Here is a 20,936-nt window from a genome sequence, read left to right on the forward strand (position 1 = left end):
CCGACGCCGCGCCCGGCCCGCCCCCGCTATCCGCCGGTCGCCGCCGACGCGGGGGCGCGGATCAGCAGGCGGCGGATCTCGCGGACGGCGGCGCCGCCGGCGCGGTTGGCGCCGATCGTCGAGGCCGAGGGGCCGTAGCCGACCAGGTGGACGCGTTCGTCGCGGACCGCCCGCGTACCGTCCATCCGGATGCCCCCGCCCGGCTCGCGCAACCGCAGCGGCGCCAGGTGGTCGACGGCGGCCCGGAAGCCGGTCGCCCACAGGATCACGTCGGCGTCCACGCGCCGGCCGTCGGCCCACGCGACACCGGAGGCGGTGATCCGGTCGAACACCGGCAGCCGCGCCAGCACCCCGGAGGCCAGCCCGGCCCGTACGGCATCGGTCAGCGCCAGCCCGGTCACGCCCACCACGCTCTGCGGTGGCAGCCCCCGACCGACCCGTTCCGCCACGCGCGCCACCGCCTCCCGGCCCTCGGCCTCGCCGAACGCCCCGTCACGGAAGACGGGCGGCCGTCGGGTCACCCAGGTGGTCCGCGCCGCCGACGCGGACATCTCCAGCAGGTGCTGCACCGCGGAGGTGCCCCCGCCCACGACCACCACCCGGGCCCCGGCGAACTCCTGTGGTCCCGGATAGTTCGCGGTGTGCAGTTGCCGCCCCCGGAACAGCTCCTGGCCCGGATAACGCGGCCAGAACGGCCGGTCCCAGGTTCCGGTGGCGTTGATCAGGGCCCGCGCCGACCAGGTGCCCGCCGAGGACTCCACCAGGAGCCGGCCGGCGGCGCCCTCGCGCACTGCCGAGACGTCCACGGGGCGGCGTACGCGCAGGTCGAAGCGCTCCTCGTAGGCGGCGAAGTACGCGCCGATCACCTCGGAGGAGGGCCGTAGCGGATCGGCGCCCGTCAGTTCCATGCCGGGCAGGGAGTGCATGCCGTGCACCTTGCCGTAGGTCAGCGACGGCCATCGGAACTGCCAGGCCCCGCCGGGCCGGGGCGCGTGGTCCAGCACCACGTGGTCGACGCCGGCCCGGGCCAGGTGGTGGGCGCTGGACAGGCCCGCCTGCCCGGCGCCGACGACCACGACGTCCACCTCTGTCGGTGCCTGCGCGTACCCCGCCGTTTCGTTCACGGTTCCACCAACCCCGGGCCGGCGCCGGATCTTCCCGGCGGTACGCCCCCGCGGCCGGAACGGACCACGGGCGGGGCGGGCACGTGGCCCGCCCCGCCCGCATCGACGGTGAACGTCCGACGGACCGGCGGGAGCGACGGGCCGTCGGTGGTGGTCCGGGGTCAGGCGGAATCCCGGATCCAGGCCGCCAGTTGCTCCGGGGTGGTCGACGGGTCCGCCACCAGCGTGGCGAGCTCGTCCTCCCGGAAGGTGGCCGTGGTGACGGCCGGGCAGCGGTGGCACGCGTCCACGCCCGTCTGCTGCCACCACTGGCACCGGTTGCGCAGGTGGCACCGTGGGACCGTACGGGTGTCCGCGCCGGCCGCGGGCAGGGCCAGGACGCGTTCCACCAGCGCACAGTCGTCGCCCCGCCGGTTGACGCAGGCGGAGACGCAGTGCGAGGCGAAGCGCAGGACCCGGGTCGGCTCGATCCCGTCCGGGAGGGTCGAGAGGACTTCCGGCGCCGGGACCGGATCGGCGAGGTACACCACCCGCCCGTCGGCCGCCGAACGGACGCCGAGGACGACGGACTCGGGAGCCCGGGCCTCACCGCTCGGACACCAGGTCGGCGCGCCGGCCGAGGTCTGCTCGCTTCCCACGGTGCTCACCGCCTCGTCAGCCTTCGACCGCGTCGTAGGAGGCGAGCACCTCACGGCCGACGGGGCCGCCGATGGTGCCCTGGAGCCCGAGGGCCTGCTCGTGCGCCACCGCCTGCGCGAGGTTCTCGTGCAGCTGCTCCACGGAGGTGATCCGCGCGCTGCCGGACGAGGTGCCGCCGGCCGCGTTCGCCGCGCCGACCGCCGTGATCGCGATTCCCGCGGCCATCACGACCGCGGCGCCGCCGGCCGCCAGTTTGTTCTTCTTCATTTGCATCGAGCCCTTTCCTGGTCCGGGGCGGCGCGCTGTCCGGCCGCCGAGGCCCGAGACTAGGAGCGGATCGCGGACCCGAGGGGCAGTTGCCGGGGCAGTTCGCCGCCCGCGCATCGAGCTCTGCGCGCCCTCAGGCCGTCCGCGCCCTCAGGCCGCGCTGCGGGCCGCCCCGTGCGCGGTCAGCCAGGCGAGGGCCGCGTCCGCGCCGAATTCGGCCTGCCCGCCCGCGAAGAGCAGGGACGACGCCGCGAAGGCCGGGTCGGCCGCGGTGTCCGCCACGTACGGGACCGCCACGCAGGCCATGCCGGCCGCCAGGGCGGCCTCGGCGCCGGGCGCCGCGTCCTCGATCACCACGCAGTCGACGGGCTCGGCGCCCAGTCGGCGGGCCGCCTCCAGGAACACGTCCGGTGCGGGCTTGCCGTGCGCGACCTCCTCGGCGGAGACCACCGTCGTCAGCAGCGCGTCCAGTCCGGTGCCCGCCAGTACGGCGTCGATGGCCTCGCGGGAGGAACCCGAGGCGACCGCCATCGGGACGCCCCGCGCGTGCAGCTCCTCCACGAACCGGCGCATCTCGGGGAAGGCCTCGGTCCGGGTGCGGGCCAGCTCCAGGTAGGCGGCGTTCTGCTCCGCGAGGAGCTGTTCGACGGGCGCCGGCAGGCCGAAGCGCTCCTTGAGGATCTCCAGCGTTTCCAGGGTGCCGATGCCGATGAAGCGGGAGTGCTGCTCCCACGTGAAATCGGGGACGCCGTGCCGCTCCAGGGTGAGTCGGCCCGATTCGTAATAGTTCGGCTCGCTGTCCACGAGAGTGCCGTCGAGATCGAATATGACGGAAATCATCCGCTGTGCCCGCCTTGCCGGTCGTGTCGCTGTCCACACCATCCTGTCAGGATTTGCGGGCGGTCCTGCCCACGGCTTCGACCAGGGGCAGCAGCCGGTGCGCGACCCGTTCGCGCAGCGCCACCTCCGTCCGGGTGCGGACGACGCCCGGAAGCCGGATCAGCTGCTGGATCACGTCCTCCAGGTGCGCGTTGTCCCGGGCCGCGACGCGGGTGAGCAGGTCGCCGCCGCCCGTGATGGAGAAGGCCTCGATGATCTCCGGGACGGCGGCCAGAGCCTCGCCGACCTCGTCCAGGTGCCCCTGGGTCACCTCGATGTGCACGAACGCCAGTACGGGATGCCCGAGCGCGGCCGGGGAGAGCGCCGGGCCGGTCCCGGTGATCACCCCGGTCCGCTCCAGTCGGTCCAGCCGGGCCTGGAGGGTTCCCCGGGCCACCCCGAGGATCCGGGCGTACTCCCGGACGCTGGTGCGCGGCTGCTCGATCAGCAGGCGCAGGATCCGGGTGTCGAGCTCGTCCACCGCCATGTCGCGACTGTACCAATGGCCCGGTTCATCCGGATTGTCGGCGACCCTTCCCGGCCGGTGGCCGGGGGAGGAAGCCGCTGGTCCGCGCCACGTACTCGGCGTATCCCGGTCGCCCCTCCATGTGCCGCTCCAGCAGTCGTTTCCCGCTGCCCCCGATCAGCAGGTACGACATCACCAGCGGGGCGACGACGGACACGGCCGCCGCCTGCACCGACCCGGCCGCGACCAGGAAGATGCCCCACCACACGCAGAAGTCCCCGAAGTAGTTCGGATGCCTGGTCCACGACCACAGACCGCGGTCCATGATCCTGCCCCGGTTCGCCGGATCGGCCTTGAACCGGGCCAATTGGTGGTCGCCCACCGCCTCGAAGGCGACACCGGTCGCCCACAGCGCCGTCCCCACGACGGCGAGGGCGAGCGGGGGCCCACCCGTCGCGGCGGTCGCGTACGACCCCGCCTGCACCGGCAGCGAGATCAACCAGACCAGGGCCGCCTGGAGCAGATAGACCTTGCGCAGCGCGTACAGGCTCCGGTTCCCCGGGGCCCGGGCCAGCATCCGCTCGTACCGCGGGTCCTCGCCGTGCCCCCGGCCCCGCCAGGCGATGTGCGTCGCCAGCCGCAGGCCCCAGATCACGGTGAGCACCGTCAGGAGCAGCCCCCGCCCGACGCCCCCGCCCGACATCCCGTACGTGGCGAGCGCGACGGCCGCGAAGGCCGCGCCCCACGCCACATCGACCACGCGGTGCAGGCGTTTGCGGACGCCGATCGCGAACGCGACCAGCATCACGGTGAGCGCCGCGCCCGCCGACACCGCCAGATTGACCCCGAATGCGCCCCAATTCATCGCGTTCCTCCCGCTCCGCCCACCGACATCCCCGCCTGCGGGACGTGCGGCGGCCGCGGCCGCACGGCCGCCCCGCGCAGCAACAGCCGGACCCCGTGGAAGCGGATGCCCACCGCGACAGCGGCCGTCGACCAGGGGTGACGCAGCACGGCGCGCAGCACGCCCCGTACGCCCGCAGGCCGGCGACTGCCGCGCACCGTGGCCGTCAGGCCCGCCCCGTCCGCACCGCCCGCCAGCCGCACGCTCAGCGCGAGCTCCGCGCCCGGTTCGGGCAAGCGCATCCGGTAGCCGCCGTCCATCCCGAGGAAGGGGGAGACGTAGAACTCCTTGGGGATCGGGGCCGTCTCCCGCGCCGCCTCCGGGCCGAGGAGGTAGCAGTGCCGCTCGCCGTACGTGTTGTGCACCTCCGCGACCACGTGCAGGAGCGCGCCGTCCGGGGCGCGGCACCAGTACACCGACAGCGGGTTGAAGACGAAGCCGAGCACCCTGGCGTGCGCCAGCATCGACACCCGCGTCCCCGGCGGCAGCGCGATCCCGCGCGCGGCCAGGAAACGGTCCAGCCCCGCGCGGATGCTGGGCTCCGAGCCGCCGAAGTGGTCACGGGCGTCGAAGCCGGCCAGCACGCGCACCGGCCACGGCAGCCGCGGCGGCTCCGCCAGGTCCACCAGCCACAGGTACGTGCGGTGCCGCATCCCGTACGCCGGCCCGCCGGCGCGCACGTGCCGGATGTCCGCCTCGTACAGGGCCGACCTCACCAGCCCACCCCCAGTGCCGCCGCCGCCTCGACGCCCGAGCGGCAGCCGTCCTCGTGGAAGCCCCACCCGTGGTAGGCCCCGGCGAACGCCGTCACCGGCCCCGACAGCCCGGGCAGCAGGCGCTGCGCCGCGACGGACTCCGGGGTGTAGACCGGGTGCTCGTAGACCATCTCGGCCAGCACCAGATCGGGCCGCACCCGCTCGTCGGCGCCCAGCGTGACCACGTACGGCTCCGGCGCGTCCAGCCCTTGGAGCCGGTTCATGTCGTAGCTGACCTGCACGGGTACCGACTCGTCCGGCCGGCACGCCGACAGCCGGTAGTTCCAGCAGCCCCGGGCGCTCGCGGAGCGCGGCAGCACCGAGGCGTCGGTGTGCAGGACGGTCCGGTTGCGGGAGTAGCCGAAGGCGCCGAGCACCTCGCGTTCGGCGTCCGTCGGATCGGCCAGCATCCGCAGGGCCTGGTCGGCGTGGACGGCGACGACCACCGAGTCGTACCGGGCCCGCGTCCCGTCGGCGGTGGTGACCAGCACCCCGTCCGGGGTCCGGGCCAGCTCCCGCACCGCGCTCGACACGCGTACGGCGCCCGCGCCCAGCTCCTCCCGCACCCGTTCCACGTACCGCGCCGAACCGCCCTCGACCGTGCGCCAGCTCGGCGAGCCGCCCACCGACAGCAGCCCGTGGTGGGCGAGGAAACGGAACAGGTAGCGGGCCGGGTAGCGCAGCGCCGTGCCCGGGGGACAGGACCACACGGAGGCGACGAGCGGAATCGCGAAGTGCCCGGTGAAGTACGGGCCGAAGCCGCCCCGCTCCAGGAACTCGCCCAGGGTGGGCTCACGGGCCCCCTCGGGCGCGGTCAGCAGCCGCCGGGCCTGCCGGTGGAACACCGGGACCTGCGCCAGCATCCGCAGGTAGGCGGGCCGCAGGGCACCCCCCGGGCGGGCGAACAGCCCGCGCGGTCCGCGGGCGCCCGCGTACTCCAGCCCGCAGCCCTCGCAGTGCACCGACAGACTCATCGTCGTCGGCCGGGTGGCCACCCCGAGCTCGCGGAAGAGCCGCAGCAGGTGGGGGTACGTCCGGTCGTTGTGCACGATGAAACCCGAGTCCACGGACCGGATCCGGCCGTCGGGCCCCTTCACCTCATGGGTGTGGGCGTGCCCGCCCAACCGGTCGTCGGCCTCGTAGAGCGTCACCTCGTGGCCACGGGCCAGTACGTACGCCGCCGTCAGCCCGGACACGCCCCCGCCGATCACAGCGGTGCGCGGTCGTCCTCGTTCGGTCATCCCGCTCCCTCCTTCGCCTTCGAGGGGTACTTCGGAGCCGTAGGGGGCCCCGGATGTGTCCCGGGCGAAACATCCCGGATGTCCCCGGGGAAAGGGGCTCGGGGAGCGGCCCCGGCCGACCTCGCACAGGACGGCCCGACCGTGCCCCGCCCCGTGCATCCGGCGGGCCGGGCCCGCCCGAAGCCCGTACGGAAGGCGCGAGCGCGGGGTGGGCCGACCGCCGCCGTACGACGGGCGCGGCGGCCCGGGACCGGCGACGATGAACCGGCCACGACGGAGGGAAGACGACCATGACCGGACCGCACTGCCTGGTCACCGGGGCCACCGGCTACATCGGCGGCCGCCTGGTGCCCGAACTCCTCGACTCCGGACACCGCGTCCGCTGCCTGGCCCGCTCCCCGGAACGGCTGCGCGACCACCCCTGGGCCGGCCGCGCCGAAGTCGTGCGCGGCGACGTCACCGACGCCGGATCGGTCGCCTCGGCGCTCCAGGGCATCGACGTCGCCTACTACCTCGTCCACGCCCTCGGTACCGGGCGTGACTTCGAGGACCGCGACCGCGACGCCGCCCGGATCTTCGCCGAACAGGCCCGCGCCGCAGGAGTCCGCCGCATCGTCTACCTCGGCGGGCTCACCCCCACCGGGATCCCGCCCCGCGAGCTGTCCCCCCACCTGCGCTCCCGCGCCGAGGTCGGCGAGATCCTCCTCGCCTCCGGGGTGCCCACCACCGTCCTGCGCGCCGCCGTGATCATCGGCTCGGGCTCGGCCTCCTTCGAGATGCTGCGCTACCTCACCGAACGGCTGCCCGTCATGGTCACCCCCAGCTGGGTCGGCACCCGCGTCCAGCCCATCGCCGTCCGCGACGTCCTGCGCTACCTCGTCGGGAGCGCCACGATGCCGCCCGAGGTCAGCCGGACCTTCGACATCGGCGGCCCCGACGTGGTGACGTACGAGGAGATGATGCGCCGCTACGCCACCGTCGCGCAGCTCCCCAAACGGCTCATCGTGCGCGTTCCGATGCTGACCCCCCGGTTGTCCAGCCACTGGATCGGCCTGGTCACCCCGGTGCCGAGGGCGCTGGCCCGGCCGCTGGCCGAATCGCTGCGCCACGAGGTGGTCTGCGACGAGCACGACATCGCCGAGTGGGTCCCCGACCCGCCCGGCACGCCCATCGGCTTCGACCGGGCCCTCGACCTGGCGCTCCAGCGGGTCCGGGAGGCCGACGTCACCACCCGCTGGTCCTCGGCGTCCCTGCCCGGCGCCCCCAGCGACCCGCTGCCCACCGACCCCGACTGGGCGGGCGGCAGCCTCTACACCGACCGGCGCGAGATCGCCGTCGAGGCCTCGCCCACCGCCCTGTGGAAGGTGGTGGAGGGCATCGGCGGGGACAACGGCTGGTACTCCTTCCCCCTGGCCTGGGCCGTACGGGGCTGGCTGGACCGACTCGTCGGAGGAGTCGGCATCCGGCGCGGCCGGCGCGACGCCGCCCGGCTGCGGGTCGGCGACTCCCTCGACTTCTGGCGGGTCGAGGAGATCGAACCGGGCCGCCTGCTGCGGCTGCGCGCGGAGATGCGGCTGCCGGGCCTGGCCTGGCTGGAGATGTACGCGGACCCGGCCTCCGACGAGGAGACCGACCGGCGGACCGACGCGGCGACCGGACCCGGCCGACGCACGCTCTACCGGCAACGGGCCCTGTTCCACCCGCACGGCCTCCTCGGACACATGTACTGGTGGAGCGTCTCCCCCTTCCACGCGATCGTCTTCGGAGGCATGGCCCGCAACATCGCCCGCGCCGCCGAACGCCTCGACCAGGACTGACCCGCGAAGCCGGCGCCGCACCGCCGCGTGCATCCGGGGAACCCCCGGCCGCCGAAGCACCGCACGACAGACCTGCCCCCCAGCCCGACTCGGAGCCGAGACCCATGAACATCGCGGTGGTCCTCTACACCTCCGACCTGCGTCTGCACGACCACCCGCCGCTGCGGGCCGCCCTCTCCTCCTGTGACCGCGTCGTCCCCCTCTTCGTCCGCGATCGGGCCATCGAGGCCTCCGGCTTCCCCGCCCCCAACCGGCGGGCCTTCCTCGCGGACTGCCTCGCCGACCTCGACGCGGGACTGCGCGAACGCGGGGGCCGGCTGGTGATCCGCTCCGGGGACGCCGTGGACGAGGTGTGTGCCCTGGTCCAGGAAGCCGACGCCGACGAGGTGCACATGGCGGCCGGGGTGAGCGCCTACGCCCACGCCCGCGAGGAACGGCTGCGCACCGCCCTCGAAGCCCAGGGCCGGCGGCTCTACGTCCACGACACCGTCGTCACCGCGGTCGCGCCCGGCGCCGTGCTTCCGGCCGGCTCCGACCACTTCGCGGTCTTCACCCCGTACCTGCGCCGCTGGTCGGACCTCCCGCTGCGGACCCCGGCCCCCGCCCCGCGCGCCGTGCCCGTCCCGCCGGACATCGGCTCCGAACCCCTGCCCGCCCGCGCCGACGTCACCGGCACCTCCCCGGGCCTGGCCCGCGGCGGCGAACGCGAGGCCCGCCGACTGCTCACGCAGTGGCTGCGCGCCGGCATCACCCGGTACGAGGACGTCCACGACGACCTCGCGGGCGACGCCACCTCCCGGCTCTCCCCGCACCTGCACTTCGGCACCTTGTCGGCCGCCGAGGCCGTCCACCGCTCCCGCGGCGCGGGCGGACCCGGCGCCGAGGCCTTCGTGCGGCAGTTGTGCTGGCGCGACTTCCACCACCAGGTCCTCGCCGCCCGCCCCACCGCCGCCGCCGAGGACTACCGGCCCCGCCAGGACCGTTGGCGCACCGGAGCCGCCGCCGAGGAAGAGGTCCTGGCCTGGAAGGAGGGCCGCACCGGTTATCCCGTCGTCGACGCCGCCATGCGCCAACTGGCCCACGAGGGCTGGATGCACAACCGCGGCCGGCTGCTCGCCGCCAGCTTCCTCGCCAAGACCCTGTACGTGGACTGGCGCACCGGAGCCCGGCACTTCCTGGAGCTGCTGGTCGACGGGGACCTCGCGAACAACCAGCTGAACTGGCAGTGGGTGGCGGGCACGGGCACCGACACCCGACCCAACCGGGTCCTCAACCCCGTCCGGCAGGGCCTGCGTTACGACCCCGAGGGTCGCTACGTCCACCGCTGGGTGCCCGAGCTGGCCGGCCTCGCCGCCCCCCGCGTCCACGAGCCGTGGCGGCTGACCGGCCTCGAACGCGCCCAGTACGACTACCCGGACCCGGTGGTGGAGCTCGCCGACGGCCTCGACCGCTTCCGGCGCGGACGGGACGGGGGATGACGCCGACGCCCCGCGCCGGGCCCGCGGCGTACCGTGAGCCGGTGGACCCCCTGCCGCCTCACCCCGGACCCCCGCAGGACCTCCCCGCCGCCGCCCTCAGCACCGGCGCCGTCGCCCGCCGCCTCGGGGTCTCCCCGACCACGCTGCGCTCCTGGGAGCGCCGGTACGCCATCGGGCCCGCCCGGCGGGAGGACGGCCGCCACCGCCGCTGGACCCCCGAGGACATCGCCCGCCTCGATCTGATGTGCCGGCTCACCGCGCGGGGCGTGCCGCCGTCCGAGGCGGCCCGGGCCGCGCTCGGCGAAGCCCCCGACGCCTCCGCCGGGACCCGGGCCAGGGCCGCCACCCCGGGCGGGCGCGGCGCCCTTCCCCTCGGGGAGGTGCGGCCGGAGGGCCGGGGGCTCGCACGGGCCGCCGTACGGCTCGACGCGCCGGCCGTGGCCGAACAGCTCGACGCCGCCCTGGCCGAGTACGGCCTCGTCACCGCCTGGGAGGACATCATCGCCCCGACCCTGCACGCGGTCGGCCGCAAGTGGGCCTCGGCGGGGGAGCGTTACATCGAGGTCGAGCACCTGCTGTCCTGGCACGTCTCCGCCGCGCTGCACCGGATCCGGCCCGCCCCCGACCGTCCGGGGGCCGCTCCGGTGCTGCTCGCGTGCACCCCCGACGAACTGCACAGCCTGCCCATCGAGGCGCTCGCCGCCGCCCTCGGCGAACGGGGCGTACCGGTCCGCATGTTCGGAGCGGCGCTGCCCGCCGAAGCGCTGCACGACGCGGTACGGCGTACGGGCCCCCGGGCGGCCGTGCTCTGGGCGCAGTCCCGGACCACCGCCGACCGGGGCCTGGCCCGCTCGGTGGCCGGCATCGAATGGGGGCTGCGCGGTGCGCGCGGCCGCTCGACGCTACTCCTGGCGGGACCGGGCTGGGCCGGCACACCGACTCCGCGCGGCGAGCGGCTGTTCGGCCTGCGCTCGGGCCTGGACGTCATCTCGGCGCTGGCAGCGGGCCCGGATCCAGAGACCGACGCAACAGGTGCAGGGCCCGCCGCATGTGGCTCTTGACGGTGCCCAGCGGAAGCCCCGTACGGGCGGCGATCTGGGTCTGGCTCAGGTCGGCGTAGAAGGCCAGGCACAGCACCCGCCGCTGCGCCGTGGGAAGCCGGGCCAGTTCGCTCAGGATCAGCACCCGGTCCAGCACCTGCTCGGGCTCGGGCCGCCCGGGGGCGCCGGGGTACGGGGCCAGCTCGTGGACGGTGACCGCGGCTGCCGCCACCGCCCGGGCCCGCCGGGTCCGCGCCTCCAGCGCGTCGGCGATCTTGTGACGGGTGATGCCGGTGAGCCAGGCCCCGAGCCCGCCGGGTCCGGGACGGTAGCCGCCCCGGCCGCGCCAGGCGGCGAGGAAGACCTGCTGGGTCACGTCCTCCGCCTCGCGCTCGTCGCCGAGCGAACGCCGCGCGAGGGAGTTCACCAGGGGCCGCCAGCGCCGGTACACCTCCTCCATGGAGCGCTCGTCGCCCGCCGCGAAACCGACGGCGACGGCGAGGGCGGCGTCGGCGTCCGTGACGCCGCCCGCGGGCCGGTTCGTCGCTCCTGCCTCCGTCGCCCCCACCGGGGGCCGGGTCGCGAGGGCTCCCGTCGGGCCGTCGATCCGGGAGCCGTTCCGCAGGCCGAGGTCCTTCGGGTCGTGGTCGTTCATGGCCCGAGCCTCGCCAAAACGGCCCGCTCGGGCCAACTTGCATCGTTTTCGCATCGAATCCCGCGCCGGTCGTCCCGGGCGTGGATCAGCGCGTACCGCCGGTGTGCAACGAGGGCTTCGCCAAGTACAGGAGGGCCACGGCGATCACCACCACGCCGGCCGGCAGCAGCAGCCAGTTCACGGTGCATCCGGACCGCAGCAGCAGCGCCCCCGTCAGCCCGCCCGCGAACATCGAGGCCACCGCCCAGGCCCGCCTGGCCCACGATCCGGTCCCGTACCCGAGGGCCGCGTCGTGGCCCAGGGCGGAACCGCCGAGCAGGGCCGTCATCGACCGGGTGACCAGCGTCGTCGGTACCCCGGCGACGTTGACCCGCATGCTGGTGACCGTGCGCAGCCCCATGGCGACCGCCAGGACGGCGGTGGCGACGAGGTGTCGGACGCCGGGGTGTCCGTCCTGCGGCTCCAGGCCCCAGCCGACGCACGCGGCGGCCAGGATCAGCGTGCCCTCGACGGCCAGCCCTGTGACGAACCAGCGCTGCCCCCGCAGCTCCATGGCCGCCTCGAGCCGCGCCCCGACCACCGCGCCGACGGCGAAGGACACCAGCGAGAGCGCCGACGCCAGGGCCGGCAGGTTCCCCTGGTGCGCCAGGCCGAAGGCCAGGAACAGCACGTTGCCGGTCTGCATCGCCGTGAACGCCGGGCCCAGGGCCAGCAGACCGGCCGCCTCGACCATCCCGGTCACCCAGGTCAGGACCATCAGGACGACCGTCAGCCGAGCGGGTCGGACCGGTCGCGCACCCGTGTTCATGACTGCCGAGGGTGACACGCCGACCCCGGCGCGACCGGCACCGACATGCGGCCGTAAGGTCCGGCACATGAGTGATCTGCTGCTGGTGAGGCACGGGGAGACGGCCTGGAGCGCCGACGGACGGCACACGGGGCTGACGGACGTGCCGCTGACGGCGCGCGGCGTCGAGGAGGCCATCTCGCTGGCCCCGTTCTTCCTCGGCCACCGACCCGCCCTGGTCCTGACCAGCCCGCTGAGCCGGGCCGTGGCCACCGCCCAACTCGCCGGACTGAGCGACGGCGTTCCCGAGCCGGACCTCCACGAGTGGGACTACGGCGGCTACGAGGGCATCACCACCGTCGAGATCCAACGGACCCGGCCCCACTGGTCGCTGTGGACCGACGGCGTCCCGGCGGGCGACGCCCACCACCCGGGCGAGAGCGCGGCCCAGGTCGGCGCCCGCGCGGACCGGGTCCTGGCGCGGGCCGCCAAGGTCCTGCGCGAGGATCGGGGCGACGTCGTGCTGGTCGCGCACGGGCACTTCCTGCGCGTCCTGACCGCCCGCTACCTCGGGCTGCCCCCCACGGACGGCCGGCTCTTCCTGCTGCGCACGGGCACGGTCAGCACCCTGTCCACGGAACACGGCCTGCCGGTCGTGGCGGGCTGGAACACCCGCGGCTGAGGCCCTGGCGCCTGGACGCCGACCACCGTCGGTCAGGGCGCCTCCGGAAGCGCCAGCAGCAGGGCGTCCAGGGCCGCGGGGAAGGCGTGCTCGGTCGGGGTCCCGTAGCCGAGCACCAGCCCGTCGCGCGGTGGCATGGCGCTGTCGGGATGCCGGTAGGACCGCAGCCCCTCCAGCGCCAGACCCTGCCGGCGGGCCGCGCGCAAGGTCGCCTCCTCGGTGTCCGGCGGCAGTTCCAGGACGGCGTGCAGCCCGGCGGCGATCCCGCCGACCCGCACGTGCGGTGCCTCGGCCGCGATCCGGGCCGCGAGCAGGTCGCGGCGGCGCCGGTAGACCTGCCGCATCCGGCGCAGGTGGCGGTCGTAGGCGCCCGAGGCGATGAACTCGGCCAGGACGAGCTGGTCCGTCACCCCCGACCACATCTCGCGGGGCCCCTTCACGGCCAGCACCTCGTCCACGAGCCGTCCGGGCAGCACCATCCAGCCCAACCGCAGCGCGGGCGACAGGCTCTTGCCCGCCGAGCCGACGTAGGCGACCCGTTCGGGGTCCAGGCCCTGGACGGCCCCGACCGGCTGGCGGTCGTAGCGGAACTCCCCGTCGTAGTCGTCCTCGATGACGAGCCCGCCGCTCGCCCGGGCCCAGTCCACGACCTCCGCGCGTCGGCCCGGATGCAGCGGGCCCCCGGTCGGGAACTGGTGGGCGGGGGTGAGCAGGACGGCCCGCGCCGCGGTGCCGGACAGCTCACCGACGTGGGCGCCGCCGCCGTCCACGGTGAGCGGGAGCGTCGTCAGCCCCGCCCCCGCCAGTACGTCGCGGTGGAACGGGAGCCCGTACGACTCCACGGCCACGGGCCCGGCCAGCACCCGACCCAGCAGCTCCAGCCCGTGCGCGAACCCCGAGCAGACGACGATCCGCTCGGGTGAGGTCCGTACGCCCCGTACCCGGGCGAGGTACTCGGTGAGGGTGCGGCGCAGTTCGGGCCGGCCGCGCGGATCGCCGACCCCGAACGCCTCGTGCGGTGCGGCGGCCAACGCCCGCCGGGCGGCGCCGAGCCAGGTCGTACGGGGGAACGCGGACGCGTCGGGGGAAGTGGGCAGCAGGTCGTGGACGGTACGCCGGCGCGAGGGCCGGGCCGGACCACCCGGCCCGTCCGGCCGCAGCGGGTGGGCCCGCCGGGCCACCCGGGTGCCGGAACCCTGGCGCGCGGCGAGCCAGCCCTCCTCGACGAGTTCGGCGTAGGCGCCGGCGACGGTGTTGCGGGCGATGCCGAGATCGGTGGCGAGGGCCCGGTACGGCGGCAACGCGGTGCCGGGCGCGAGCCGGCCCGAGCGGATGGCCTCGCGCAGGGCGTTCATGAGCCGCACCCGCACGCCGCCCGCGCCGGTCAGCTCCAGGTGCAGGTCACTGCCGGTGCCCGGCCCCGTCGCGGCGGGCGCGTCGGCCGGGACCCCCGCGGAATTGACCCATGAACTCTGCATGGAAATGAACCCTACCGGGGGCCGATTCCCCTTCTAGGTTCTTCACATGACCACTTTTCAGGTTCCTGAGCGCATGAACTTCACCGCCGTCGCCCCCAAGGTCTTCAAGGCCGTCCTGGCCCTCGACACCGCCGCCCGCCGCGGGCTGGACCCGGTCCTGCTGGAGCTCGTCCAGATCCGCGCCTCGCAGATCAACCGCTGCGCCTACTGCATCGATTACCACACCACCGACGCCCGCAAGGGCGGCGAGTCCGAAGCGCGCATCTACGCGCTCAGCGCCTGGCACGAGTCGAGCCTGTTCACCGTCGCCGAACGGGCCGCGCTCGCCCTGACCGAGGAGATCACCCTCCTTCCCGGAGGCGTCTCCGACGCCGTCTACGACGAGGCCGCCCGGCACTTCGACGAGGAGCTGCTCGCCCAGCTGATCGCCCTGATCTGCACCGTGAACGTCTGGAACCGGATGAACGTCAGCACGCGCAAGACCCCCGGAACCGAATAGCCCACCCGTCCGCGCGTCACGCACGCGGCCCCGGCCCGCCTCGCGCGCCGGGGCCGCGTGCGTGACGATGCGTGTATGGGTGATGGTGACGCCGGTGGACCGGGCGGGGCGATCCAGGACGCTGGTCCCGACGAGAGACTCAAGGCCAACGCGATCGGGTTCCTCGACGCACTCGTCATCGGCCTGAACTCCACCTCGCCCGCCTACTCGCTGGCCGCCGTCATCGGCCCGATCGTGGCGCTGGCCGGGATCTACGCGCCGGGCGTGATGCTGGCGTCCTTCGTTCCGATGCTGCTGATCGCCGCCGCCTTCTACTACCTCAACAAGGTCGACCAGGACTGCGGGACCACCTTCTCCTGGGTGACCCGGGCCATGGGCCCCTGGGCGGGCTGGCTCGGCGGCTGGGCCATCGCCATGACCGGCGTCCTCGTCATCGGCTCCCTCGCCGACGTCGCCGTCCACTTCGGCCTGCTCGCCGCCGGACTCGACAGCTGGGCGGCGAACGAGTTCATCCGCCAGTCCCTGGCCGTGCTGGTGATCCTGGTGATGACCGCGATCTGTGTGATCGGCACGGAGATGTCCGCCAAGCTGCAGAACGTGCTGATCCTCGCCCAGGTCTTCTTCCTCCTGGTCTTCGCGGTCGTCGCGCTCTACCGCGTCTACGCCGGCACCAGCACCCTCGACGGCACCCGGCCCTCCCTCGCCTGGCTCAACCCCTTCGGCGCGGGCGGCGCCGCCCTGACCGGCGGCCTGCTGCTCGGCGTCTTCATCTACTGGGGCTGGGAGTCCGCCGTCAACCTCACCGAGGAGGTGGAGGACTCCGCGACCGCCCCCGGCAAGGCGGGCATCTGGTCGACCGTCGTGCTGCTGGTCACCTACCTGTCCGTCGGCTTCGCCGTCGTCGGCTACGCGGGCACGCGGTTCCTCGCCGAGAACGCGGGCGAGGAGGAGGCCGTCTTCGCCGTCCTCGCCCACGAGGTGCTCGGCGGCTGGGACTGGCTGGTGCTCCTCGCCGTCTGCACCTCCGCGCTCGCCTCCACCCAGACCACGATCATCCCCGCCTCCCGCACCGCGCTGTCCATGGCCCGCCGGCACGCGCTGCCGCACCGGCTCGCCCACATCCACCACCGCTTCCGCACCCCGGACGTGAGCACCTGGTGGGTGGCCGGCATCGCCATCGGCTGGTACATCATCGTCAACCGGATCAGCGAGAACGCGCTCCTGGACTCGCTGACCGCGCTCTCCCTGCTCATCGCCTTCTACTACGCCCTCACCGGTCTGGCCTGTGCCATCTACTACCGACGGCACCTGCTGGAGAACCTGCACAACTTCCTGCTGATCGGCCTCGGCCCCCTCGTCGGCGCCGCACTGCTGGCCTGGTTGCTGGTGGAATCCATCGGCGACATGTCGAACCCGGAGAACTCCGCCGGTGGGGTGTCCTGGTTCGGCCTCGGGCCGCCGCTCGTCATCGGGATCGCCATCGCGGTCGTCGGCGTCCTCGTGATGTGCTTCTGGCGGCTGCGGGACGGCACGTTCTGGCTGGAGCGGCGCGGCGTGGCCGATCCGGCCCTGGTCCACGCGGGGAAACCGGACGCCCCGAAGTAGCCCGCAGCCACAGCACCTCACCGCCCCGCGAGCCACGGCCCCGCACGCCACCGCCCCGCACGCACGGAAAGCAGGAGGGACCCCCGATGTCCGTGGTCCTCGGATACGACGAGTCGCCCGGCGCCGAACGGGCCCTGCACGTGGCCCTGGAAGTCGCCACCGCCTTCGGCGAGCCCCTGGTCCTCGTCTACGGTGCCAACGCCCCCGGCGCGACCGGCGAGGAGTACCGCGCCCACCGGGAAGCCGTCCGGCAGGCCGGCCGCACCGCGCTGGCCCGGGCCGTCGAGGCCGCCGACGAGGCGGGCGTCCCCTCGACGGTGGAGATCGTCGACGACAGACCGGCCCAGGCCCTGCTCGCCGCGGCCGAACGCCACCGGGCGCGGGTCATCATCGTCGGGAGCTGGGGCGACAGCCCCATGCGCGGCGCCCTCCTCGGGTCGACCCCGCACAAACTCCTGCACCTCTCGCCGATCCCGGTGCTGTGCGTCCCGACGGAGGCCCTGCCCTGATGGCCGGCCACGCGGCAGCCGCTCCGCGGCGCGGCCTCTTCTCGCCCCGGGACCGAGCGGTGATCGCCGCGGCGTCCATCTCCATGCTGCTGGTGCAGATGGACTGGTTCGCCCTCAACCTCATGCTCCCCGCCATCGGCCGGGACTTCCACACCCCGTCCACCGACCTCCAGTGGCTGGTCAGCGGCTACATGCTCACCCTCGGGGCCCTGATGATCACCGGTGGGCGAGCCGCCGACCTGCTGGGCCGCCGCCGCGTCCTGGTCACGGGCCTGACCGGCTTCGCCGTCGTCTCCGTCGTGTGCGCCGCCGCCCAGAACACCGCCTGGCTGACGGCCGCCCGCGCCGTCCAGGGGTGCACCGCCGCGCTCGTCCTGCCCGTGTCCGTCGCCGTGGTCACCGCCTACTTCCGCGACGACCGGCAGGGCCGCGCCGTCGGCACCGTGCTCGCCTTCAGCGCCGTCGGCACCGCCCTCGGGCCGTTCGTCGGCGGGGTCTTCGCCGAACACCTCAGCTGGCGGGCCGTGTTCCTGCTGAACGTGCCGTTCGCCGCGGCCGCCGCCCTGCTCCTGCTGCGCCACGTCCCCGAGACCCGCGACGAGGACGCCGGCCACGGGTTGGACCTCCCGGGGGTGCTCACCCTGGCGGGCGGCCTCAGCGCGGTCATGATCGGGGTCGACCAGGGCGGGAACTGGGGCTGGGCCGCCCCGCCGACCCTCGCCTTCCTCATCGCCGGGGTCGCCCTGCTGGCCGTGTTCGCCGTCATCGAGCGACGATCCCGCGAACCCCTGCTGGACCTGGCCCTCCTGCGCAACGGGCCCTTCGTCACCGTGACCCTCGCCGGTTCCCTGTCCAACATCGTGTACTGCCTGGTCGCCGTCTTCTCGGCGCTCTACCTCCAACAGGCGCGCGGGCTCTCACCGCTCGACTCCGGGCTGATCTTCCTGGCCCTGTCCGTCGGCGCCGGCTCGGCCAGCTACTGGTCGGGCCACCTCGCCCTGCGCGTGCGCCCCGAGACCCTGATGGCCGGCGGCATGCTGCTCAGCGGCGTCAGCCTGTTCGTACTGACCCAGGTCACCTCGCTCGTCGCCTACACCGCCGTCTTCGCCGTCGTCGGGATCGGCGTGGGCCTCGGCTGGGCCCTGACGAACGTGGCCACCCAGTCCTACGTCGACGCCGGCCGGCTCGCCGCGGCGTCCGGCCTCGTCCTCACCTCGCTGGTGCTGCTCGGGGCCGTCGCCGTCGCCGTGGCCTCCACGGTGCTGGAGGCCCTCAGCGGCTCCGCCGCCCGCGCCGCCTCCGACGGCCCCGCCATCGAGGCGGTCCTGCGCGCGGCCGCCCTGCTGTCGGTGCTGGGCGCCGCCGCCCTGGCCGTCGTCGTACGCCGCAACCCCCGCGGCGACCGCCCCGAACCGCCTAACGCGGGCCGTTCCCCCGGGAGAACTTCTCCCACTGTGCTGTGACGATCTCCTGCGGCACCCCGCCGAAGTCCTTCGTGTCGATGATGTCCGAGGAGAAGGACAGCGTCACCGGACCGGAGCGCACCACGGTGACGTACTGGTAGAGGGAGACGTCCTCCTCCTTCACGTCCTGCGTCACGATCCGGTAGGCCTGCGCCTCGTCTCCGATCGCGGGCGCCGCGACCGGCTCCACCCGCAGCACCTTCGCGTCGATCACCGCGCGTTCCTCCGTGTAGCCGCCCGCGCACCGCTTCCCGGCCTCGGCGAGCGACTTCAGGGCCGCCCCGGCGGCGTTCGCGTCGCGGTAGGACCGCAGCAGGATGTCCGTGTCGACGTCCAGCGGCTTGCCGGGCACGCCCACGGTCGCGTACGCCTGGGCCGTGTGGCCCGCCGCGGCGAGCGTGGTCAGCGGCAGGCACACCGCTGGTTCTGCCTCGTAGACCTCGCTGAACGGCTCGTCGAGCACCGGCTCGTCGGCCTCGTACCGCCCGGCCTTCGCACCGGCCGTCAGGACGAGGGCCTCCAGCGCGGCGACGTCCGGCCCGGGCGGACCGACCGGCGTCGGACTCGTGCTCGCCGATGCCGATGCCGACGCCGTGGCGGTGGGTGAGGGGCCCCCGGACGGCTTGCCGTCGCTCCCCGCTCCCGCGGACCCGCCCCCGCAACCGGCTGTCGCCGCCAGCAGCGCCGCACCGGCCGCCACCGCCCGTACGCCCCGGATGCCGCCTCTTCGACCGTTCCCCGCTCCGCGCATGCTGCCGCCGCCCCCGTGATCGTGTGTGAGGCCCCGATTGTGCGGCACGGTCCCGGCCGGTCCGCCGGCGGTACCGGGTACGGGGGTTCCGGCCCCCGCGGCCCGGTCAGTCCCGGTAGATCCCGGCCAGGTACGCGGCCACCGCCCCGGCCGTCGGAGGCTGGATCCGCGCACCGAGGTAGCCGTCGGGGCGCACCACGAACGCCGTCGGCTTCCCGACGCCGTAGAGCCGGCCGAACTCGCCCCGCCCGTCCCGGTACACCGGCAGGGCGGCGGCCCCGGCGGGCGCGGTCCCGCCCTCGGAGAGGACCGCGTACGCCGCAAGCCGTCCCTCGGGCAGCCCGCCGATCAACTCGGCGAGCTCGGGGACGCAGGGGGCCTGCGCGTCGTCGGCGTACAGCAGGAGCACGTGCTCGCGCTCCCGCAGCAGGTCGAACAACCGCAGGGGTTGGGTGGCGATCTCACCGAGTAGCCCGCCGCAGTCGGGCGCCCGGTCGCCGGCCCCGGGCCCGTCGCCGTCCGCGGGGGTCGACCCGGCGAGCGGGCCGCCGCGATAGCCGACGAGGAGCTGGGCCTCCCTCATCATCAACGTCGAGGGATCCTCCGGGTCGGCCTGCACGCCCTCGGCGGCGTGCCGGACGGTACGCCCGACCACCTCCTCGCCGACCGGCCGGCGCTCGGCGTCGTAGCTGTCGGTCAGCCCGGGGCGGGCGCGGCCCGCGACGGCCGGGGCGAGCTTCCACGCCAGGTTCCAGGCGTCCTGGATGCCGGTGTTCATGCCCTGCGCCCCGGTCGGCGGGTGGATGTGGGCGGCGTCGCCGGCGACGAAGACCCGCCCGTCGCCGTACCGGTCCACGATGCGGTGGCTGATCCGGAACACCGAGGACCAGCGCATGTTCGTGGCGGTCACCGGCCGGGGCGACAGTCGGTCCAGGACCGCCTGGATGTGGTGCAGCTCCGGAGCACGCCCGCCCCCCAGCCCGTGCGCCACCCCGTCGCCGTTCCCGTCCCCCTTCCCGTCCCCGCCCTGTCGCACGGCCCCGGCGGCGAGCTCGGGCGGCACGACCATGGACATGCGGTAGCGACCCGGTCCGGGCAGGGGGATGCACACCAGTACGTCGTCGACCCGGCCCGCGGCGTCACGGTGCATCGACCGCACCCCGTACCCGTACGGCAGGTCCCAGCCGACCCGCACGTCGGCGAGCATGTACTCCTCCGGGAAGGCCCCGCCCTCGAAGGCCAGTCCCAGCCCCTTGCGGACCGTGCTGTGCGCCCCGTCACAGCCCACCAGGTACCGGACGCGCACCTCCTCGTCCCCGTCCGGGCCGGTCAGCCGGGCGGTCACCCCCTCGGCGTCCTGGGTGAAGGACACCAGCTCGGTGCTCCGCTCGATCCGGGTCCCGAAGCGGGCCAGGTGTTCCTCCAGGATCCGCTCGGTCTCGTACTGCGGGAGCGCCGCGAAGCCGTAGGGCACCTCGGGCGGCAGGAACAGGTCGATCCGCTCCTGTTCCTCGCCGTTGACCCAGATCAGCTGTCCCCGCATCGGAACGGCCACGTCGAGCACGTCGCGCACCAGCCCCATCCGGTCCCAGACCTCCAGGGTGCGCGGCTGGATGCCCACGGCCTTCGCGTACGGCAGGCGCGCCGGCAGCCGGTCCACGATCCGGCAGGCCACCCCGCGCCTGCGCAGTTCCGCCGCCGCGGTGAGTCCCACCGGGCCCGCGCCGACGACCAGTACGTCCGTCCCGTGAGGGTTCATCCCTCCATGATCTGCGGAGGTCCGTCCTGCGGCCACCGCAGGGAGGACCGGTCCGGCGGGGGTCCGATGGCCCGCCCCCGGCCGAAGACCACCGCGCCGCACCGGGCCAATGGCCCACCGATCGCGGTCCCACTTGAG

At 74.6% G+C, this 20,936-nt stretch carries 21 protein-coding genes; 8 read left to right on the forward strand and 13 right to left on the reverse strand.

The window, feature by feature from the left end:
• Window positions 1–26: 26 nt before the first annotated feature.
• The 8 genes from ACFY0I_RS08420 to ACFY0I_RS08455 form a co-directional block, all read right to left on the reverse strand.
• Window positions 27–1,124, reverse strand: a complete 1,098-nt coding sequence (locus ACFY0I_RS08420) for an FAD-dependent oxidoreductase (protein ID WP_388891968.1) — start codon at window positions 1,122–1,124, stop codon at window positions 27–29.
• Window positions 1,125–1,285: 161 nt separating this feature from the next.
• Window positions 1,286–1,771: a hypothetical protein gene (locus ACFY0I_RS08425; RefSeq protein WP_388891971.1), complete on the reverse strand. Its 486-nt coding sequence runs from the start codon at window positions 1,769–1,771 to the stop codon at window positions 1,286–1,288.
• Between the two features lie 7 nt (window positions 1,772–1,778).
• The gene (locus ACFY0I_RS08430) at window positions 1,779–2,030 is read right to left on the reverse strand and encodes a hypothetical protein (protein WP_388891973.1); all 252 of its coding nucleotides are present in this window, start codon (window positions 2,028–2,030) and stop codon (window positions 1,779–1,781) included.
• A 150-nt stretch (window positions 2,031–2,180) separates the two neighbouring features.
• A complete protein-coding gene (locus ACFY0I_RS08435; protein ID WP_388891976.1) occupies window positions 2,181–2,870 on the reverse strand; it encodes an HAD family hydrolase in 690 nt (229 codons plus the stop codon).
• Window positions 2,871–2,916: 46 nt separating this feature from the next.
• A complete protein-coding gene (locus ACFY0I_RS08440; protein WP_388891979.1) occupies window positions 2,917–3,396 on the reverse strand; it encodes an Lrp/AsnC family transcriptional regulator in 480 nt (159 codons plus the stop codon).
• Window positions 3,397–3,421: 25 nt separating this feature from the next.
• On the reverse strand, window positions 3,422–4,240 hold the full coding sequence (locus ACFY0I_RS08445; protein ID WP_388891981.1) for a DUF1295 domain-containing protein: 819 nt from the start codon (window positions 4,238–4,240) through the stop codon (window positions 3,422–3,424).
• On the reverse strand, window positions 4,237–4,995 hold the full coding sequence (locus tag ACFY0I_RS08450; protein WP_388891984.1) for a DUF1365 domain-containing protein: 759 nt from the start codon (window positions 4,993–4,995) through the stop codon (window positions 4,237–4,239). Before ACFY0I_RS08450 ends, ACFY0I_RS08445 begins: the two co-directional genes overlap by 4 nt.
• A complete protein-coding gene (locus ACFY0I_RS08455) occupies window positions 4,992–6,275 on the reverse strand; it encodes an NAD(P)/FAD-dependent oxidoreductase (RefSeq protein WP_388891987.1) in 1,284 nt (427 codons plus the stop codon). Before ACFY0I_RS08455 ends, ACFY0I_RS08450 begins: the two co-directional genes overlap by 4 nt.
• 290 nt (window positions 6,276–6,565) lie before the next feature.
• On the opposite strand from ACFY0I_RS08455, the gene ACFY0I_RS08460 reads away from it, so the two are divergent.
• The 3 genes from ACFY0I_RS08460 (at window position 6,566) to ACFY0I_RS08470 (ending at window position 10,631) form a co-directional block, all read left to right on the forward strand.
• Window positions 6,566–8,092, forward strand: a complete 1,527-nt coding sequence (locus tag ACFY0I_RS08460) for an SDR family oxidoreductase (RefSeq protein WP_388891990.1) — start codon at window positions 6,566–6,568, stop codon at window positions 8,090–8,092.
• Window positions 8,093–8,196: 104 nt separating this feature from the next.
• Window positions 8,197–9,570 carry a cryptochrome/photolyase family protein gene (locus tag ACFY0I_RS08465; protein WP_388891993.1) on the forward strand — a complete coding sequence of 458 codons (1,374 nt, stop codon included), beginning with the start codon at window positions 8,197–8,199 and terminating at the stop codon, window positions 9,568–9,570.
• A 41-nt stretch (window positions 9,571–9,611) separates the two neighbouring features.
• Window positions 9,612–10,631, forward strand: coding sequence for a MerR family transcriptional regulator (locus tag ACFY0I_RS08470; protein ID WP_388891995.1), 1,020 nt, complete (start codon window positions 9,612–9,614; stop codon window positions 10,629–10,631).
• Here ACFY0I_RS08470 and ACFY0I_RS08475 read toward each other — a convergent pair.
• Both ACFY0I_RS08475 and ACFY0I_RS08480 read right to left on the reverse strand, forming a co-directional pair.
• Entirely contained in the window at window positions 10,555–11,265 is a 711-nt protein-coding gene (locus tag ACFY0I_RS08475) for an RNA polymerase sigma factor (protein ID WP_388891998.1), read from the reverse strand. The genes ACFY0I_RS08470 and ACFY0I_RS08475 overlap by 77 nt on opposite strands.
• 85 nt (window positions 11,266–11,350) lie before the next feature.
• A complete protein-coding gene (locus ACFY0I_RS08480) occupies window positions 11,351–12,073 on the reverse strand; it encodes a YoaK family protein (RefSeq protein WP_388892001.1) in 723 nt (240 codons plus the stop codon).
• A gap of 67 nt (window positions 12,074–12,140) precedes the next feature.
• Between ACFY0I_RS08480 and ACFY0I_RS08485 the strand changes: the two genes are divergently transcribed.
• On the forward strand, window positions 12,141–12,734 hold the full coding sequence (locus ACFY0I_RS08485; protein ID WP_388892004.1) for a histidine phosphatase family protein: 594 nt from the start codon (window positions 12,141–12,143) through the stop codon (window positions 12,732–12,734).
• Between the two features lie 32 nt (window positions 12,735–12,766).
• Here the strand turns inward: ACFY0I_RS08485 and ACFY0I_RS08490 are convergent, their stop codons facing one another.
• Window positions 12,767–14,212: a PLP-dependent aminotransferase family protein gene (locus tag ACFY0I_RS08490; protein WP_388892007.1), complete on the reverse strand. Its 1,446-nt coding sequence runs from the start codon at window positions 14,210–14,212 to the stop codon at window positions 12,767–12,769.
• A 46-nt stretch (window positions 14,213–14,258) separates the two neighbouring features.
• Here ACFY0I_RS08490 and ACFY0I_RS08495 point away from each other — a divergent pair, with 46 nt between their 5' ends.
• The 4 genes from ACFY0I_RS08495 (at window position 14,259) to ACFY0I_RS08510 (ending at window position 18,288) form a co-directional block, all read left to right on the forward strand.
• Window positions 14,259–14,711, forward strand: a complete 453-nt coding sequence (locus ACFY0I_RS08495) for a carboxymuconolactone decarboxylase family protein (RefSeq protein WP_388892010.1) — start codon at window positions 14,259–14,261, stop codon at window positions 14,709–14,711.
• A 75-nt stretch (window positions 14,712–14,786) separates the two neighbouring features.
• The gene (locus ACFY0I_RS08500; RefSeq protein WP_388892013.1) at window positions 14,787–16,316 is read left to right on the forward strand and encodes an APC family permease; all 1,530 of its coding nucleotides are present in this window, start codon (window positions 14,787–14,789) and stop codon (window positions 16,314–16,316) included.
• 86 nt (window positions 16,317–16,402) lie between these two features.
• Complete coding sequence (locus tag ACFY0I_RS08505) at window positions 16,403–16,825, forward strand: universal stress protein (protein WP_388892016.1); 423 nt, start codon at window positions 16,403–16,405, stop codon at window positions 16,823–16,825.
• Entirely contained in the window at window positions 16,825–18,288 is a 1,464-nt protein-coding gene (locus ACFY0I_RS08510; protein ID WP_388892019.1) for an MFS transporter, read from the forward strand. Before ACFY0I_RS08505 ends, ACFY0I_RS08510 begins: the two co-directional genes overlap by 1 nt.
• Here the strand turns inward: ACFY0I_RS08510 and ACFY0I_RS08515 are convergent.
• Window positions 18,242–19,039, reverse strand: a complete 798-nt coding sequence (locus ACFY0I_RS08515) for a hypothetical protein (protein ID WP_388892022.1) — start codon at window positions 19,037–19,039, stop codon at window positions 18,242–18,244. The genes ACFY0I_RS08510 and ACFY0I_RS08515 overlap by 47 nt on opposite strands.
• A 106-nt stretch (window positions 19,040–19,145) precedes the next feature.
• Entirely contained in the window at window positions 19,146–20,798 is a 1,653-nt protein-coding gene (locus tag ACFY0I_RS08520) for an FAD-dependent monooxygenase (RefSeq protein WP_388892025.1), read from the reverse strand.
• Window positions 20,799–20,936: the final 138 nt, after the last annotated feature.

The sequence above is a fragment of the Streptomyces sp. NPDC001568 genome (genome assembly GCF_042893755.1).
Taxonomy (GTDB): domain Bacteria; phylum Actinomycetota; class Actinomycetes; order Streptomycetales; family Streptomycetaceae; genus Streptomyces.